This window comes from methanotrophic endosymbiont of Bathymodiolus puteoserpentis (Logatchev), assembly GCF_900128525.1.
GTDB lineage: Bacteria > Pseudomonadota > Gammaproteobacteria > Methylococcales > Methylomonadaceae > Methyloprofundus.
The window spans coordinates 29,938-48,127 of record NZ_FQTQ01000189.1 but is presented as its reverse complement, the minus strand read 5'-3'; the positions used below and the strand labels follow the sequence as shown (position 1 = coordinate 48,127).

The window sequence follows — 18,190 nt, the reverse complement described above, 5'->3', positions numbered from 1 at the left end:
AAAGCACTTCCTCAGTTCTGCCTCGCTTTATCGGGTAAGGCTTTGCTGTAAGGTAGGAAAAAGTGTACGGTAGTGAAGCTCTGTCTTAGCATTGTCACCAAAACCGTAAAATCCACGACGAGATTTACTGGTTGCGTGACACGCCATACAGTTTTCATTACCTGGAAAACGCAACATAGGAATCGTCACTCGACCCGCATCATCAAATGCATCCGCATGCCAGTTAAATTGAGGCATACCATTATCATCTAAAGCTATCTGCATTGATTCGCCTTCTGCAGGTACTGCGGCTGTACCGTGACCCGCTGGTTTAGCGACATTAGGCAACATTGCACGCTCAACTGTCATAATGTTTTTGCCGTCCTTATTAACGACATACTCCATAAAGCCAGAAGCCGCCTGCCGGAAAAAACCTTTACCAGAAAATGCTCGTCTAGTATTACGCATATCTCTACCAGTGAAAGAACTTTTTTGCTCTAAACCACTGTCGATTGGCATTTTTACAGTAGCAAAGTCAATATGACAGAACAAACAATCCGCTTCACCAACACCACTTTTTTTCCAATCCCAGAGCATGACATGATTTTTGCCATTAGGCATTGTCATACGATCATAATAATCGCCATCATACAGAGCAATATCTTCGACTTTTTTCTGATCATAACGAATACCATCTCGATCTTTTTCAGCCCAGCCACCACCCAGATGACAAGTCATACATGTTCTGACCCAGCCTGGCGAGCCATAATCCGCAAACTCTTCTGGATTTGGGTTATTTTTCTTAGCCAGAACCTGTGGGTTACTTCCCCCCATACAGGTATAACCACCATAATAACCTGGCGAGACTAAATGCGGTAACCCCCGCTTAGCGCCGTACGTATCACTCGCCTCATCCCGCCCCATTTCAAAATGGTAAGCATGAGTAATCCCTTCATAGTCATGACAACCACTGCCTTCACAACTCTTTTTCGGGCTATAAGGATTTTTTGATTGCAAAACATTCTCACCTTGCTCATCCAACAAAGGAATAGGCGGATGATTTACTGCTTTATCATAAGTATTCTCCAAAGTACCGGGAAGCTGATAAGTCTGTCCTGGTTTGAGAAGATCTACCGCCGCATAGCTATTACTAAACATGAAAAGCATAAATAAAGCGCTCATATTTATGAACCCCTTATGCCTCCCTTGACGTTTAAAAAACTGCATATTTACACTCCAAATAATTATTGATTTGTCTATATAAGTATAAAACCACTCATATAACAGTTTAACTAAGCAATAATTAGACCAGGAAAGGAAAATCCCCATATAACTTGTGTAGCCAAAAGTGAATAACACCTTAAAAACTGCTAATGCAGAGCAGGCCAAAGCCTAGGACTTTATTACACTGCATTTTAAAGGCTTCAACATCCTCCGCTACGCCAAAGAAAACTTTTTCTCAATATCAGCAGTAACCTCACCATACAAAAAACAGGGCATATAACCTATTGATGATTTAAATAACATAGTTTAATTAAATTCCACCCTCTTTTGACCCTTCTCGAATTGTCATATATTTTCAGTTAAGCAAAAAAAAGCTCCAACTAAGACGTCCTAATTGAAGCTTTTTTCGACACCTAATTATAGGTTTAAAAGGCTAAATTTAACCTTTCATTTTTTATACCACCTTTTATCTAGTAATATAACTCACCCAAAGAATCAATTACCACAAAATATATGGTTCCGTTAATATCCACCGAAAAATTCATTACATCAACATCAGTGAGATTTCCGTTAAGATCCCACCCTTCACTAAGATAACAACTTATACCAGTCATTGTGTAATTGCTACCACCCACATTCAGCGTATCTGCGCCATCATATGTAACAACAACTCCATTTTCGGCGGTATAATCCCCCCCACCCAACCAACAGTCCTCACTACTAAAATATGGGGGCGGATATCCTCCTGAAGACCACGCAAACGCATTTGATGCATAACTAGCTAAAAAACAGCAAAGTAAAAGTATTTTTTTCATTCTACAGCCTCATTATAATAGGAACAAATTCGTCACACAAATAATAAAGCACTAATTATGCCAACCTAAAAACACATCACTATAACTCCTTCAGGACTGTATGATACCTACACGTCTTTGTCATTGGCTACAAGAAACGATTAAGCAGAGGGCCATCACAAAAAATACTGTTTGCATATTTTTTTAGCTAATCCACATCAAAGCCTTTAACTTTACGTTTTTTAATCATTTGTTTTTTAGATAAGGAGTAGCCCCTTGCATCAAGAAACTAAAGAAACAAGCTATATAGCACATCACATCAATTAAATAACACAGTTTAATTGATGCCTAAGCCCTCTCTCCATAAAATAAAACATAATCGTTGTTTCTCTGACACAAAAAGTCCCAGCCAAAGTAATCTGTCCGGAGCTTTTTCTCTTCAACTAATAGAACTTATAAACCTAGTGCACCAGACTTAACAGCACCCCCGCCGCAACAGCGGAACCAATAACTCCCGCCACATTTGGTCCCATCGCATGCATTAATAAGAAATTATGCGGATTTGACTCTAAACCGACCTTATTAGCAACACGCGCCGCCATGGGTACAGCTGACACACCTGCCGCACCAATTAATGGATTAATCGGCGTATCACTCATTTTATTCATTAGTTTTGCCATTAATACACCACAGGCGGTACCAATACAGAATGCAATTGCACCTAAAGCCAAGATACCTAAAGTTTCTGCCTTTAAAAAAGCTTCAGCACTCATTTTGGAGCCAACGGATAAACCCAAGAAAATAGTAACAATATTAATCAACTCATTTTGTGACGTTTTGCTTAAACGCTCCACCACGCCACAAACATTCATTAAGTTACCTAAACAAAACATACCAACCAGTGGCGCTGCTGAAGGCAATAGTAAGGCAGTTAATATTAATAGCATTAAAGGAAAAATAATTTTTTCTGCTTTGCCAACAAAACGTAGTTGCTGCATTTCTATACTACGCTCTTCAGGTGTCGTCAATGCTCGCATAATAGGTGGCTGGATTAATGGCACTAAAGCCATATAAGAATATGCCGCCACTGCAATCGCACCCAGTAAATCAGGCGCCAGCTTAGAAGCCACATAAATAGCCGTTGGCCCATCCGCACCGCCAATAATCGCAATAGCCGCAGCATCGGAGAGAGAGTATTCCAAGCCTGGAATCATATTAAGCGCCAACGCACCTAATAGCGTTGCAAATATACCAAACTGCGCAGCAGCACCTAATAATAACGTTTTAGGGTTCGCTAACATGGGGCCGAAATCGGTCATTGCCCCTACTCCCATAAAAATCAAAAGCGGGAACATTCCTGTTTTAATTCCATAATAAAGATAGTATAAAAGTCCCCCCTCTTCCGCCAGCCCAGCGACAGGTATATTACTTAATACTGCACCAAAGCCAATAGGGACTAACAATAAAGGTTCGAAGCCTTTTTTAATCGCTAGGTATAACAATAAAAACCCGACAAGCATCATAATAACTTGAGGTAAGGTAAAATTATAAAGCCCAGTGCTGTGCCATAAACTCAGGAGATTTTCCATAGAGTGTCTCTTTCTTTAATTATTTGAACAAACAAAAACCACACATCAGTTAATATCGCTAATGTGTAGCCTTATTTAATGAGGTAATTTGACTTAAACTACAAGCTAACCAAAATATCACCAACCGCAACCGCATCTCCTTCTTTCACATTAACTGAGCTAACAGTTCCTGCAACTCGAGCGCGCACTTCGGTTTCCATTTTCATCGCTTCCATAATTAACACAACATCGCCTTCAGCCACTGCTGAACCAACGCTCACATTAATTTTAAGAATATTCCCTGCTAAAGGCGAATCAACACCCGCACCACTACTAGCCACCGCATCGCTAGTAACTTGAGGAGCATCAGAAATAGCTAAATTAGCTCCACCAGGCCCTACGGCAACATTAAAGTTTTTACCATCAACATTGACCGTATAACTCTCTACCGAAGAGGCAGACTTAGCTGCTTTTGTAGCTGCAAAAGCTTCTGGGTTAGGCGCGGGCTCAAAAACATCTGGGTTGCCACGATTAGCGATAAATTTCCAGCCAACCTGCGCAAATAGAGCACTAATTAGCACGTCTTCCTCAATATTATCAGCTAAAGTCACCCCTTCAGCTTTAGCTTTTGCTTCAAGCTCTGCCGTCAAATTAGCCATTTCTGGTTCAATTAAATCAGCTGGGCGACAAGTAATGACATCTGCACCTTCCAAAACACGCGCTTGCAGCTCTGCATTAACCGGTGCGGGTGTAAGACCGTATTCACCTTTTAAAACACCTGCTGTTTCTTTGCTGATTGATTTATAGCGCTCACCCGTCATTACATTTAATACCGACTGAGTACCCACAATTTGTGAAGTCGGCGTCACTAATGGCAAAAACCCTAAATCTTCACGTACGCGAGGAATTTCTTTCAATACCTCATCAAATTTATCGGCTGCTCCCTGCTCTTTTAGCTGACTTTCCATATTGGTTAACATGCCACCGGGGACTTGAGCCAATAAAATACGCCCATCAACCCCTTTTAGGCTACCTTCATGTTCCGCATACTTAAGACGTACTTCTCGGAAATAAGCGGCAACTTCTTCTAATTTTTCTAAATCCAAGCCTGTATCACGCGGCTGACCTGCCATACTTGCTACAATTGATTCGGTTGGACTATGCCCGTAAGTCATACTTAAAGATGAAATTGCGGTATCGACATTATCTACGCCTGCCTCAATCGCTTTAATTAAAGTCCCCACACTTAAGCCGGTCGTGGCATGACAATGCAAGTGCACAGGAATATCAACAGATGCTTTTAGTTGCGAGACGAGCTCAAACGCATCATAAGGTGTTAATAGACCCGCCATATCTTTAATGCAAATAGAGTGCGCACCCATATCTTCGATCACTTTACCTTGCTCTACCCACTTAGCCGTCGTGTGTACAGGGCTAATAGTATAAGAGATCGTACCTTGCGCATGGGCATCAGTATTTAATACAGCTTTAACCGCATGTTCGATATTACGCATATCATTCATAGCATCAAAAATACGGAATACATCGATACCATTTATCGCACAACGCTCAACAAATTTATCAACGACATCATCAGCATAGTGCCTGTAACCTAAAATATTTTGTCCACGAAATAACATTTGCTGTGGTGTATTAGGCATTGCCGCTTTTAATGATCGCAATCTTTCCCAGGGGTCTTCTCCTAAATAACGAATACACGAATCAAAGGTTGCACCACCCCATGATTCAATAGACCAATAACCGATCTGATCTAATTTTTCACAAATTGGCAACATGTCTTCGATGCGCAAGCGCGTTGCTAAAATTGACTGATGCGCGTCCCTCAAGACGACCTCAGTGATGCCTAAAGGCTTATTTGTTTGGGTCATTTTATTATTATTCCTATGACTTCTTTATGTTGTTGGTGCGCTTACCTTACTGGTTAAAGCGCCATATCAAGAAAAGCAATACTACTTATTTTGCTCTGTGTTGATGAACAGCCGCAGTGATGGCAGCAGTCACAGCCGTGCTTTGAGAGGCTGCTCGAGGCGCGACTTGCGCTGGCTGCACTTCTTCTGGAAAAAAGCGAGTAACACAACTAGCCATTAACTTTACAGCACCAATTAACATAACTAAAAAGAGAAAAACGATACCCATGCCGGTAAACATAAGCTCGACCCCTTGCGTCATTGTTTCATTCATATTTGTAAACCATTGTTTATTTAACTGCCTGCATTATCGCTAAAATTCAGTTAATAAACAAATTTTGCTTATGTCATGCCTGTATATTACCAAGCAACAAAAATACTCCTCCACAAAAATACCATTAATGGCACACTTAATGCTTATATTTATTAATAGTTCACATGAACTATTTTCATTCACATATTATTTAAGCAAAAACCAAAGTAACAAACGACTAAACTTCGATCATTTAACATTTAATATTTACTTATGCCTATCTGCCGTTTTCTTTACCTTGCATTAGTCCAGTTGCTTATCATGACTGAGGCATCCGCCATTACGCTACAATTTAATAATCTGCAAGCATTTCAACTCGACTCACCTACAACATTAAATAACAAGCAATTAGGATCCGCCCTTGCGCTATCAGATTCAATAGCTGCAGTATCAGCAAGCGAAAATAGCTCCAATTCCTCTGGCTCGGTTTACCTTTACTCATCCGACAACAACTGGAGCTTAATAAATGAAATTAGCAGCCAAAGTAGTGTAGATAATTTTGCACGACACCTAGCCTTATCAAACGATTTATTAGTCATTAGCGCCGACCGAGATGATGAAAAAGGCAAAGATAGCGGTGCCGTCTATATTTTTCAACAGGATGACACTACTGCTCTTAATGACTGGCGGCTAGTCACTAAATTAACAGCTCCCGACGCACAAGCTAACGATCATTTTGGCCATAGTATTTACTTAATTAACCAGACTCTTTATGTCGGTGCTCCCCAGCATAGTCAAGGCAAAGTTTATATTTTTACTTACGACACAGCATCCAGCCAATGGTTATTTAATACGGATATTTCTCCTACAGACTCACTCGCTATGGGCTTCGGTGCCTCTATTGCTCAAGATCAACAAACTTTAATTATCGGCGCCCCCTACACTAATGCCGACAACACAGCACTCGTCAGTGCAAAAATAAAATCATTACCTCAGCGCGATGCCCGTTTTGCTATTAGTAAAGGTGATACTTTTGACCCCGGCATTGAGAGTGGCGCTATTTATGTCTATGAAAACATATCAAACGCTTGGGTTCAGAGCTCCCGCTTAGGTTCCAAAAATCGTGAAACGGGTGATCATTTAGGCGAACAAATAGCCATTGAAGGCAATTATATTATTGCAGAAGTTAACCAAAAAGATGTCTTTGATGACTTACGCGCTGGAGAAGTTTACATTTATAAAAAAACCAATGGCGCTTGGCATGAAAATACAGTACTTACGGCTGATACCCCCAATATTGGTGCATCTTTTGGCACCAGTCTCTCTATACTCGATGGTCATATTTTGGTCGGCGCCCCCAAGACGCACGTCAATGGATTCAATAGTGGCCAGGCCTATTTATTTACCCAAGATAATAATGGCGCATGGCCACTGATCACGCACCCAACAATTGCCGGCTTAGTCGCTCACGACCAATTTGGTACAAGTGTCGCACTCGGCACTGCTCATATGCTTATTAGCTCGAAAAAAGGAACCTATGTTCTGCAAAACAAAGCACCGGAGCAAAATATTCCCGCTATCTTTTACCAAGAAACTAATATTTTGCAATTAAATGCACTGAATGTGCCGGGTATCGGTGTCTTTAGCGCAACTTTAGCTCTAAACATTGATAGGCTTAGCCTATCACTCACTGCCAGCCAGCTACGTACCAATATAAGTGCTAGTCCAGTCAGTTACTCCATAGAAACAGGCACCTTAGTCATTCCTTCCCTTATTATTCAAGATCAGGATGGAACTCGTACTAAGGCGAGTGTCACCTTACAACGCGATACAAATAGTCCATCACTGCAATTCAAAATAACTTCATTTCAACCCAGTACCCCTTAAAACTATGAACACTCACGCTTCCGTACGCATATTTTCATTACTATTACTAGGCCCTTGGCAGCTTTTTGCTGCCGAACCAGCGCTTATGCCTGCCTGCTTTCCGAGTAGCACTATTTATAATAGTCAATCTAATATATTAGAAATACAAGAAGTGATAAGCGACAATAATCAAGAAGGGTTCTGTCGCAAGAACTAGTGAAAGCGAAGAGCGCCTTGTCTTCAGGCATAACTATCCTGCTAAAGCCATAAATTGCTTGTAAGCAGGCATATTTTCCTCGGACAACTGTCCCTTTCGAATCATATGTGCTGTTTCAATTCCTGCAATGGTTGCTTGAGCGGAGTGAAACGCTTTAAATCCCATCATTGGTTTAGTTATTTTTTTGATAAATCGATGGTCCTGTTCGATAATATTATTCAAATATTTAACTTGGCATATGTCGATCAGAGTGGCAAACCCAGCCAGAATTAATAAGAGATTAATATTAGCTAAGCCTGCATAGTTTGCGCCACTTTTATCCATAACGACCTTATCAGGAAAGCCATTATTGTTAATTGCTTGCTTGAAAAAGGCAGTTGCAGCGTCTTCATCACGGCGCTCAGACAGCATGAAATCAAGCGTATCACCNCTAATGGATGGTGGCGGTAGTAAGGAATGAGCACAAATTAATTTAGGCAAGTTCAATTTAAGAATTATAATGATGCAACTCATAAACTTTATTTAAAATCGACCCAAGATAAAACCTTACTCAAAAGAAATTGAAGCGCAGATGCGAGAATTGTATAGCCGTCTGCCAGAGAAAAGTAGACGCTTATATGCAGGTGTCGAAGCCTTAAAACTTCTCTATGGAGGCATCAGCTATATCGCCGAACTTTTTGGCTGTTCGCGAGATACCATATCGTTGGGGATTAAAGAACTAGCCGAAGCAGAAACTTTGCCCAAAAACCGCAACAGGAAAGCAGGTGGAGGCCGGAAGCTTGCGCTTGAAAAGGAACCTGATCTTAATGATGTTTTTCTGGCTTTAATAAAAGAGCATACGGCAGGTGACCCGATGGATGAAACGAAAAAATGGACTAATTTGACCTGTGCCAAAATTGGCTCTTTACTGGCTGAAGAGGGTTTTAAAGTCAGTCGTAATATCGTCAGAAAACTATTAAAAAAGAATGACTATGTGAAGCGTAAGGCCTTGAAGAATAAGGCGGCTGGCGGGCATGTAAATCGTAATGCACAATTTGAGAATATTGCTGAATTACGAACTTTATATACTTCTGCGGGTAATCCTGTCATCAGCGTGGACACCAAGAAAAAGGAGCTGATAGGTAATCTGTTTCGCGAAGGAATGTGCATGAAATAACTTAGGCAACTTATAAAGTTGTTGCGTCAGGAATGGCAGTATAATTCCATTGCCTCAGGTGCTCATCAAATACAATTCGCATTGACTCTTTAAAACCCTCTGCAACTTTTCTGCCCGTTTTATAAACTTTGTTAAAAATACAGGCAAAGACTTTTAATCCTGCTTTTGTCGTTGTCTTTTCTATTAGCTCTTTCATAAATAGATGGCTGATTAAAATCATACCGGATAACTCGCGTGTAATATGAGGAAATACCCGATGCTCAATGGGATTCCATTTAGACGTATACGGCGGATAATGTGCTATCCGTATTTTAATGCCTATTTCATCCGCCAAAGCCTGTAAATCTTGTTTGAAAATATAGTGCCTCGAAGAGTTACTACCGCCACCATCCATTAGCAATAAAATGGATGATGCTAGAGGGTAGTAGGTAATGCCGTACGTGCGCCACCAGTGACAAATCGAATCACAGGAAAACTCACTGGTGTCACGACTCGTTCCAATATTGACATAGGCTTCATTTCGCTCAATATCATAAAGTGTATGAGGCACGGCAACCCCCTCAGCTAATGACGGAAAATCATGATCATAAACTTCAACTGTTTCAGTAGTATAGACCCTACCTTCGCGAAACAGATTACCTATCAGCTCCTTTTTCTTGGTGTCCACGCTGATGACAGGATTACCCGCAGAAGTATATAAAGTTCGTAATTCAGCAATATTCTCAAATTGTGCATTACGATTTACATGCCCGCCAGCCGCCTTATTCTTCAAGGCCTTACGCTTCACATAGTCATTCTTTTTTAATAGTTTTCTGACGATATTACGACTGACTTTAAAACCCTCTTCAGCCAGTAAAGAGCCAATTTTGGCACAGGTCAAATTAGTCCATTTTTTCGTTTCATCCATCGGGTCACCTGCCGTATGCTCTTTTATTAAAGCCAGAAAAACATCATTAAGATCAGGTTCCTTTTCAAGCGCAAGCTTCCGGCCTCCACCTGCTTTCCTGTTGCGGTTTTTGGGCAAAGTTTCTGCTTCGGCTAGTTCTTTAATCCCCAACGATATGGTATCTCGCGAACAGCCAAAAAGTTCGGCGATATAGCTGATGCCTCCATAGAGAAGTTTTAAGGCTTCGACACCTGCATATAAGCGTCTACTTTTCTCTGGCAGACGGCTATACAATTCTCGCATCTGCGCTTCAATTTCTTTTGAGTAAGGTTTTATCTTGGGTCGATTTTAAATAAAGTTTATGAGTTGCATCATTATAATTCTTAAATTGAACTTGCCTAAATTAATTTGTGCTCATTCCTAACCCCATACCCGATGAATTTATTATGACTCATTTACCTGCTTCAATCAGAGGTTTTTCTTGGGAGACTCAATATATAAGACACTCTAATGTGCAGTACGTTTATGGCGCTCCTGTCGAGACGGAAAATGTCTTACTACAAGGCGAAGTTGATCAGTTACGTGATATTCTATTGATTATTCACAGTCACTTCAAAAACTTATATCAAGGAGACGATAATTTTGCTATGGATGTTGAATTTAAAATCACAGAAACAACAGATGGTAGCCGTGGAAAATTAGCGATTAAACAGACTCGCCCCTGGATTGACTAAATAACTCAAACTATATAGTTAAGGCTGAATACCACTACAGGATACGTATTCCGTATCCTGTCGCATCATAAGCCCCCCCAAAATGAGTGCCAGCTTAAACGATAGCCATAATGTTACCACTCTAAAATTGATAGGAAACCCTATTTTGACTAACATAACTCGACGCAAATTATTATCAGCCTCACTTAGCGCAAGTGCTGGAGCACTGTTGCTACCGCATATAGCAAGCGCAAAAACAAAACAAGAAAACCTACTTTATAATGGCGGTTTACTGACGGGATTAAGCAAGCCGCTGCCTTATAAATCCATCCCTGGATTTCTAAGTGCAGAGCAACTTACCCCACATCATGACGCGCACTATGGCGGTGCTTTACGCGGCTACCTTGCCGCTGAGGCAACCTTACAATCAAGTATTCACGACGGAACCTCACTTAACGCTGATGCTTATGGCGCACTACAGCGTGCTAGAGTCAATAAAGCAGATAGTGTGTTATTACACGAACTTTATTTTGATGGTATGACGACAACACCCCATAGCCCAACAGCTGAAATCACCGCAGCTATTAAAAAAAGATTTGGCTCTATGGATAAATGGATGGCTGACTTTCAAGCCTGTGCCAAATCATCCTCTGGATGGGCAACACTTGCCTATCATCAACTTAATGGAAAACTATTCAATATACCCAGTGATAAACATGCAACTGGTATACTCTGGATGGCAAGCCCCTTAATCATCATTGATGTTTACGAACATGCTTATTACACCGATTATAAAAATAATAAAACTCAATATATTGAAAAATATATGCATCATATTGACTGGGAAATAATTAACCGCCGATTTAAAACTACTGGCTAACAGACAACAGTTGCACCACCTCTTGTAGGAGTGTAATCGCTTTAGCTATCACTGCTGCGTAAATAGCTTACCCCAGTCATTATGCCCCACCTTAAAATGGTAAAAAATATAAGCCCATTTAAAGACAAAACATTCTGCTTTACTGTTTTCAAGATGTCTCGTGTTAAAATGAACGTTAAAGATAAGCTCTTTGCCCATAATAGATCGTCATATTTCTATTGAATTACCCTATATAAAGTTTTAACTATGTTATCGACTATAGTCTCCGCCGCTTTATTTATGATTGCACTAGGAACGGTCCTAGCCATCATATTAGCCTTTGCCAACAAAAAATTGTTTGTCTATGAAGATCCGCGTATAGCAGAAGTAGACGAGATGCTACCTCAAGCGCAATGCGGTGCTTGCGGGACGCCTGGCTGCCGCCCCTTTGCTGAAGCAGTGGTAGAGGGCACAAAAAACCCATCGGCATGTACTGTAAACTCACCCGAAGGTAATGCAGAAATTGCAGCTTACTTAGGGATAGGCATGGACGATCATGAAAAAGTCGTCGCCCGTTTAGCTTGTGCAGGTGGTACGCATGTTGCTTATACACGAGCAAAATATGAAGGCTTAAAATCTTGTCAAGCAGCATCGGTCGTCTCTGGCGGAGGCAAAGGTTGCAGTTGGGGCTGTTTAGGCTTAGGAGATTGTGCTGATGTCTGTGATTTTGATGCCATTTATATGGATGAACATGGGCTACCTATTGTTATTGAAGATAAGTGCACGGCGTGTAATGATTGCGTCGTCGTCTGCCCTAAAGACTTATTTTCACTCATGCCAGTCAGCCAAAAGTTATACGTTGCTTGCAAAAGTTTAGATGAAGGCGACACAGCTCAACAAGAATGTGAAGTTGCTTGTACCGCATGCGAAAAATGCGTCGTTGATGCACCTAAAGGCTTAATAGAAATTAAAAACAATTTAGCGGTTATTGATTATGAAAAATATCAGGATTTTGAAGTTGACCGCACACCTATAGAGCGCTGTCCAACCGGCGCCATTGTCTGGTTGGATAGTAAGCTAGGTTCTACTCATGCCAGCAAAGGCAAAGAAGGTGCAAAACCGCATCGAACTGATGCTTTACCTTTAGGGTAAAATAAACGTAAATTCTCATTTTTTAACGGGTACACATAGTGTGTAGGGTCGGGTACGCTAACGATAGAAGCACACCCTTACTATCTCAAGTACCTGTGGATAATAAGAAGTTACCAAAAAAAGTATTCTATTTATATAGCATAACAAAACAAACCATCTAAGAAGGAAGTCGCATGGCTATTTTTGGCAAGAAAAAACAAGACAAACAATTTAAGTACCCCGGCCTACGTATGGCAATGGATGGCAATGCTGCTGTAATTATGTGTGAACGAGAGTCCAGTGATGCAGCAGGTGCTTTTCCCATTACCCCCGCGACGGAAATGGGAGAGTTATGGGCAGAAGAAAAAAGCAAAGGTCATATCAATATCTCTGAACGGCCTCTTATTTTTATTGAACCCGAAGGCGAACATGCCGCAGCAGCTATGACGGCTGGCTTATCAATGACAGGTCTGCGCGCCACTAATTTTAGCTCATCGCAAGGCATCGCCTATATGCATGAGTCTTTATATGCTGCGGTTGGAAAACGCCTGCCCTATGTATTAAATATTGCTTGCCGCGCACTGACTAAAGCTACGCTAAACGTACATTGCGGTCATGACGACTATCACTGTATGGATGACACGGGATTTATTCAAGTATTTGCTAAAGATAACCAAGAAGCAGCTGACTTAAATATCATTGCTCGTAAAGTGGCTGAATTAAGCCTAAACCCTGCAGCCGTTGCTCAAGATGGCTTTTTAACCTCACATTTAATCGAAGATTTACAACTACCTGAGCGCGAGTTAATTGAAGAATTTTTAGGTCTGCCTGAGGATATTATTAACTGTCCTACACCAGCACAACGTATTTTATATGGCGATTCACGCCGCCGTATACCCGCAGTATGGGATGTTGACCGCCCCATTATGTCCGGCGTAGTGCAAAACCAAGATGCTTATATGCAATCAGTAGCAGGTCAGCGTCCCTACTTTTTCGATCATATCGAAAAATTCACTGACGACTGTATGGATGAATGGTATGAGCTCACTGGCCGTCGCTATCATCGTATTGGTCAATATCGCTGTGCCGATGCAGATTATTTAATTATTGCCCAAGGCAGCGTGATCCATACTGCCGAAGCAACTGCCGATTATTTACGCAAAACACGTAATATTAAAGTCGGCGTGGTCAATATGACTCAATTCCGCCCTTTCCCTGGCGATTTAATTTCTGCTGTTGCCAAAGGACGTAAAGGTATTACGGTCATGGAACGCACCGACCAGCCATTATCCGAAGATTTACCGTTAATGTCTGAAATTCGCAACGCCATGGTCAAAGGCTTTGAAAACGGCCACTCTAAAGCGACGCCTTTTCCTCAATATGCGTCTTACAATAAAGTTACCGATACTTCGCCGCTCTATTCCGCTTGTTTTGGTCTAGGTAGCCGCGACTTACAACCCGAAGGCATTATCGCCGTCGTGGAAAATATGCTACCGGAAGGCAAGCACAAAAAATTCTTTTATCTTGGTATAGAGTTTGTCCGCGCCCAAGCATTTTCCCCCAAACAAGAGTTACAACAACAATCTGTTATTGATGCTTACCCCGCTATTCGTGATTTAGCCTTAAAAGGCTCAGAAAATCCCAATTTAATGCCTAAAGATGCATTAACTGTGCGCATGCACTCTGTCGGTGGCTGGGGCGCAGTGACCATGGGTAAAAATCTCGCCATGACCTTATTTGATTTGCTTGATTACCATATCAAAGCCAACCCTAAATACGGTTCTGAAAAAAAAGGTCAGCCAACAACCTACTTCTTATCAGCCGCACCTGAACCCATTCGTATTGCCTGTGAATATACACACGTCGATGTCGTTATCTCACCTGATCCCAATGTTTTTACGCACTCTAACCCTCTAGCAGGTCTCAATAAAAATGGTGTGTTTATTATCCAAAGCAGCCTGGATACACCTGAAGAAGTATGGCGTACTTTTCCAAAAGCTTCACAACAGTATCTTGTTGATAAAAATATCAAAGTGGCTTACTTAGATGGTTTTAAAATTGCACGCGAAGAAACAAACCACCCTGATTTACAATTTCGTATGCAAGGTATTGCTTTCCAAGGCGCATTCTTTGAGTCCTCGCCAATCGCCAAAAATGCGGGCAAAAGTAAAGATGATATTTTAAATGCTATTCATGAAACCATTAAAACGAAGTTTGGCAAAAAAGGTGATAAAGTCGTTGCTGATAACTTTCGTACAGTTCAGCGTGGATTTACTGAAACCAAACACTTAGATGTTGCAGCAATGACGGTTGGTGATGTAGCACCATCGGCAGTTAAAATAGAAAAAACGGCGCCGCTAATGCTGTTACAAAAACCAGCCAATGATGATCCAACCTCAGACATTCATCGCTTTTTTGAGCAAACAGGCACCAACTATATTAATGGTCGCGCTAATGATAATTTAGCGGACCCGTTTATGGCGCTCAGTATTATTCCCGCTGCCAGTGGTATTTATCGCGATATGACCCAAATTCGTGTTGAACACCCTGTATGGATACCTGAAAATTGTACCGCCTGTGGTGATTGTTATACCGTTTGTCCTGATAGCGCGATTCCTGGCTTAATTAACAGCGTTAACGAAGTATTTGAAACCAATATCAAGCGCATCGAAAAAACCGGCAAAACTGTAAAACACTTGCGCCGAGCCATTCGTACTGTAGAAAAAAAATATCACGCATTAACAGCCAATAAATCTGAAGGTACAGTTTTAGATCCGATTTTCAATAAATCCATCGGCGAAACCATTAAAGAATACCCCGAGCCTGAACAAGCTGAAGTAAGGCAAGAATTTGATTGGTTTAAAGAAGCCATGGGCGATTTTAAATTCGCCATTACCAAGCCGTATCACGATGCGATCAATAAATGCACACCAAACAATGGCGGTTTATTCTCGATCACTATCAACCCAATGACTTGTAAAGGCTGCATGGAATGTGTCCAAGTATGCCCTGATGAAGCACTAGCTCCCACTCCGCAAACCCCCGAAAGCATCCAAACTTTGCGTAATGATTGGGAATACTGGAACGATTTACCGACCTCAAATCCTAAGTACAAACGTATTGATGATTTAGACGAAAAAATCGGTGCATTAACAACCATGATGTTAGATAAACGCACTTATTCATCTATGAACTGTGGCGATGGCGCCTGCTTAGGCTGCGGCGAAAAAACCATTGTGCATTTATTTACTGGCACGGTCACTGCCTTAATGCAACCACGCGCAAAAAAACAAGTGGCAAAAATCGAACAGTTAATCACCGGCATGGAAAAACATATCCGCCTGAAATTATCTGAAAAATTGGATATTAGCGATATTGAAGCCGTTGAAGCTGCAATTGATGCCAATAAAAATGTCGATTTAACCTTAACTAATTTAAGTAGGTCTTTAAGCGCAGGTAAAGCCAGCGACCCGATTGATGCCAAATGGCTCAAATGGGCATCACAAATTGTCGCCAAATTAAAACACTTAAAATGGCAATACACCCAAGGTGTCACAGGCAATGGCCGTGTCGAAATGGGCATCACCAATAGCACTGGCTGCTCTTCAGTTTGGGGATCCACTTTCCCATTTAACCCTTACCCATTCCCTTGGGCAAATAATCTTTTCCAAGATGCACCTTCTTTAGCCATGGGGGTATTTGAAGGACATATGATCAAAATGGCAGAAGGATTTAAAGCAATTCGTATGGCGGAATTAGAAATTGCGGGCAAATACGACAAAGACGAGTCAGATCATTTTTTCAAATACTTCGACTGGCATCAATTCAGCGAAGAAGAATATTTAATGTGCCCACCTGTTGTGACTGTGGGCGGCGATGGTGCAATGTATGATATTGGTTTTCAAAACCTATCGCGTAGCATTATGTCCGGTATGCCACTGAAAATCTTGATCTTGGATACTCAGGTTTATTCTAATACCGGCGGTCAAGCCTGTACCTCAGGATTTACAGGGCAAGTCTCTGATATGGCGCCGTATGGTACTGAATGGAAAGGAAAAACAGAGCGACGCAAAGAAATGAGTTTAATTTCTATGGCGCACAGAACCACGTACACATTACAAAGCTCAATCGCCCACCCCAACCATTTAATTGAAGGCTATATTGATGGACTTAATTATCGCGGCCCAGCTATCTTTAATATTTATGCCGTCTGTCAGCCAGAACATGGCGTAGCCGATGATGCCGCCGATATGCAAAGCAAATTAGCGGTTGAGGCACGCGCCTACCCTCTCATGACTTATGACCCACGCGAAGATGATACCTGGGAAAAAAGCATGTCCTTAAAAGGTAACCCAGACTTAGATAAAGACTGGACTAGCTATGAATTACAATTTGTTGATGAATACGGCATAGAAGATACCATGACCGTACCATTAACCTTTGCTGACTGGGCAATGACCGAAGGCCGATTCCAAAAGCACTTTAAATTTATCGCGCCCTCACAATGGCACGACGATATGGTACCGCTACATGAATTTATTGATTTATCACATGATGATATGGCAGACCATACCCCCTATGTCTATGCGGTACACCCTGATTCTAATACTTTAGTACGGGTTGGTATTGATCCAGAAATTGTTCATGCCACTATTGAGCGGCGCAACTTCTGGCGTACACTCAAAGGCTTAGCAGGAGAGGATAAAGAGATCATTGATACCGACGCGATTGCCGCACAAGCTAAAGCAGAAATGGCAGCTAGCATTGCGTCTAATTTGATGTCAATAGCAGGTGGAGATGGAGGTGATGTAAGTGCCTTAGCATCAGCATTAGCCGCTGCACCAGCAGCCAATGCCCCGCAAGTGGCTGCACCAACGCCAACAAGCCCTGCTAAAGCAGAGAGTAGCGGCGGCGCTGCGACACCACAAGCGGAAAGCCCTGCGGCACCAGCAGCGGGTGGCCATGAACCGGTTTGGATAGAAACACCAGATTGTACGACTTGCGATGAATGCGTGGATATTAATCCGAAAATTTTCAAATACAACGAAGATAAAAAAGCCATCGTCATCGACCCAACAGCTGGAACCTTTGAAGATATTGTCAAAGCAGCGGAAAAATGTACTGCGGTGATTATTCACCCCGGCACACCATGGAATCCAAATGAAAAAAATCTAGATAAATTAATTAAACGGGCAGAAAAGTTTCAGTAAAAACAGCGAATGAATCAAGTCACGAATACGGATCTCGGGGCTTGATTCATTTCCACAAAGCAAGAAAACCTCAAGCTAAATAAGTGTTTACTTCAATGCTATTAAATTAAGGACTAATAACTCATAATCGATTGATATACAATATATTTTAAATAACTAGATACTAATAGCTCACGATGAAAAATACACAAGGCGAAGAGAAAACCTTTTGTGGCAGCCAAAATAAGCTGTTTTATTGGTGGTTTTTTGAGTCGTAAGAGGTTTAATTAAACTATCCATATTTTTGCCATGATTATAACTTTGCTATTCCACACCGCCTGTCTTTCATAACACATCCGCATTTTAATCCCTCTATAATCGTAATATAATAGCCATCACATAGTTACGCACATCAACTAAACTCATC

Annotated in this window: 13 protein-coding genes and 1 pseudogene; 7 read left to right on the top strand and 7 right to left on the bottom strand. The window is 41.4% G+C overall.

Features of this window, described 5'->3' with window-relative positions; genetic code table 11:
• Positions 1 to 27: 27 nt before the first annotated feature.
• The 5 genes from BQ7314_RS13815 to BQ7314_RS13795 all read right to left on the bottom strand — a co-directional run bounded on the left by BQ7314_RS13815 (position 28) and on the right by BQ7314_RS13795 (position 5,767).
• Positions 28 to 1,161 carry a hypothetical protein gene (locus BQ7314_RS13815; protein ID WP_174484273.1) on the bottom strand — a complete coding sequence of 378 codons (1,134 nt, stop codon included), beginning with the start codon at positions 1,159 to 1,161 and terminating at the stop codon, positions 28 to 30.
• 512 nt (positions 1,162 to 1,673) lie between these two features.
• Positions 1,674 to 2,018, bottom strand: a complete 345-nt coding sequence (locus BQ7314_RS13810) for a hypothetical protein (RefSeq protein WP_174484272.1) — start codon at positions 2,016 to 2,018, stop codon at positions 1,674 to 1,676.
• A 440-nt stretch (positions 2,019 to 2,458) separates the two neighbouring features.
• Positions 2,459 to 3,586 carry a sodium ion-translocating decarboxylase subunit beta gene (locus BQ7314_RS13805; protein ID WP_174484271.1) on the bottom strand — a complete coding sequence of 376 codons (1,128 nt, stop codon included), beginning with the start codon at positions 3,584 to 3,586 and terminating at the stop codon, positions 2,459 to 2,461.
• A 98-nt stretch (positions 3,587 to 3,684) separates the two neighbouring features.
• Positions 3,685 to 5,454 carry a sodium-extruding oxaloacetate decarboxylase subunit alpha gene (oadA, locus tag BQ7314_RS13800; RefSeq protein WP_174484270.1) on the bottom strand — a complete coding sequence of 590 codons (1,770 nt, stop codon included), beginning with the start codon at positions 5,452 to 5,454 and terminating at the stop codon, positions 3,685 to 3,687.
• 85 nt (positions 5,455 to 5,539) lie between these two features.
• Positions 5,540 to 5,767, bottom strand: a complete 228-nt coding sequence (locus BQ7314_RS13795; RefSeq protein ID WP_174484269.1) for an OadG family protein — start codon at positions 5,765 to 5,767, stop codon at positions 5,540 to 5,542.
• A gap of 300 nt (positions 5,768 to 6,067) precedes the next feature.
• Here BQ7314_RS13795 and BQ7314_RS13790 point away from each other — a divergent pair, with 300 nt between their 5' ends.
• Together BQ7314_RS13790 and BQ7314_RS13785 are read left to right on the top strand one after the other, a co-directional pair.
• Positions 6,068 to 7,633: an FG-GAP repeat protein gene (locus tag BQ7314_RS13790; RefSeq protein ID WP_174484268.1), complete on the top strand. Its 1,566-nt coding sequence runs from the start codon at positions 6,068 to 6,070 to the stop codon at positions 7,631 to 7,633.
• A 4-nt stretch (positions 7,634 to 7,637) separates the two neighbouring features.
• The gene (locus BQ7314_RS13785) at positions 7,638 to 7,829 is read left to right on the top strand and encodes a hypothetical protein (protein ID WP_174484267.1); all 192 of its coding nucleotides are present in this window, start codon (positions 7,638 to 7,640) and stop codon (positions 7,827 to 7,829) included.
• Positions 7,830 to 7,862: 33 nt separating this feature from the next.
• On the opposite strand, the pseudogene BQ7314_RS13780 reads toward BQ7314_RS13785, so the two are convergent.
• Positions 7,863 to 8,258, bottom strand: a pseudogene (locus tag BQ7314_RS13780) (IS6 family transposase); the annotation flags it as partial.
• A 142-nt stretch (positions 8,259 to 8,400) separates the two neighbouring features.
• On the opposite strand from BQ7314_RS13780, the gene BQ7314_RS13775 reads away from it, so the two are divergent.
• On the top strand, positions 8,401 to 8,985 hold the full coding sequence (locus tag BQ7314_RS13775; RefSeq protein ID WP_245395006.1) for an ISAzo13-like element transposase-related protein: 585 nt from the start codon (positions 8,401 to 8,403) through the stop codon (positions 8,983 to 8,985).
• A gap of 10 nt (positions 8,986 to 8,995) precedes the next feature.
• On the opposite strand, the gene BQ7314_RS13770 is transcribed toward BQ7314_RS13775, so the two are convergent.
• Positions 8,996 to 10,174: an ISAzo13 family transposase gene (locus BQ7314_RS13770; RefSeq protein ID WP_174484266.1), complete on the bottom strand. Its 1,179-nt coding sequence runs from the start codon at positions 10,172 to 10,174 to the stop codon at positions 8,996 to 8,998.
• Positions 10,175 to 10,281: 107 nt separating this feature from the next.
• Here BQ7314_RS13770 and BQ7314_RS13765 point away from each other — a divergent pair, with 107 nt between their 5' ends.
• From BQ7314_RS13765 to BQ7314_RS13750, 4 genes are all read left to right on the top strand, one after another.
• Positions 10,282 to 10,605: a hypothetical protein gene (locus tag BQ7314_RS13765; RefSeq protein ID WP_174484265.1), complete on the top strand. Its 324-nt coding sequence runs from the start codon at positions 10,282 to 10,284 to the stop codon at positions 10,603 to 10,605.
• Positions 10,606 to 10,750: 145 nt separating this feature from the next.
• Positions 10,751 to 11,464 (top strand): superoxide dismutase, encoded by a 714-nt coding sequence (locus BQ7314_RS13760; RefSeq protein ID WP_174484264.1) that lies wholly within the window; start codon positions 10,751 to 10,753, stop codon positions 11,462 to 11,464.
• 246 nt (positions 11,465 to 11,710) lie between these two features.
• The gene (locus BQ7314_RS13755; RefSeq protein ID WP_174484263.1) at positions 11,711 to 12,595 is read left to right on the top strand and encodes an RnfABCDGE type electron transport complex subunit B; all 885 of its coding nucleotides are present in this window, start codon (positions 11,711 to 11,713) and stop codon (positions 12,593 to 12,595) included.
• A gap of 173 nt (positions 12,596 to 12,768) precedes the next feature.
• Entirely contained in the window at positions 12,769 to 17,784 is a 5,016-nt protein-coding gene (locus BQ7314_RS13750) for a 2-oxoacid:acceptor oxidoreductase family protein (RefSeq protein ID WP_245395005.1), read from the top strand.
• Positions 17,785 to 18,190: the final 406 nt, after the last annotated feature.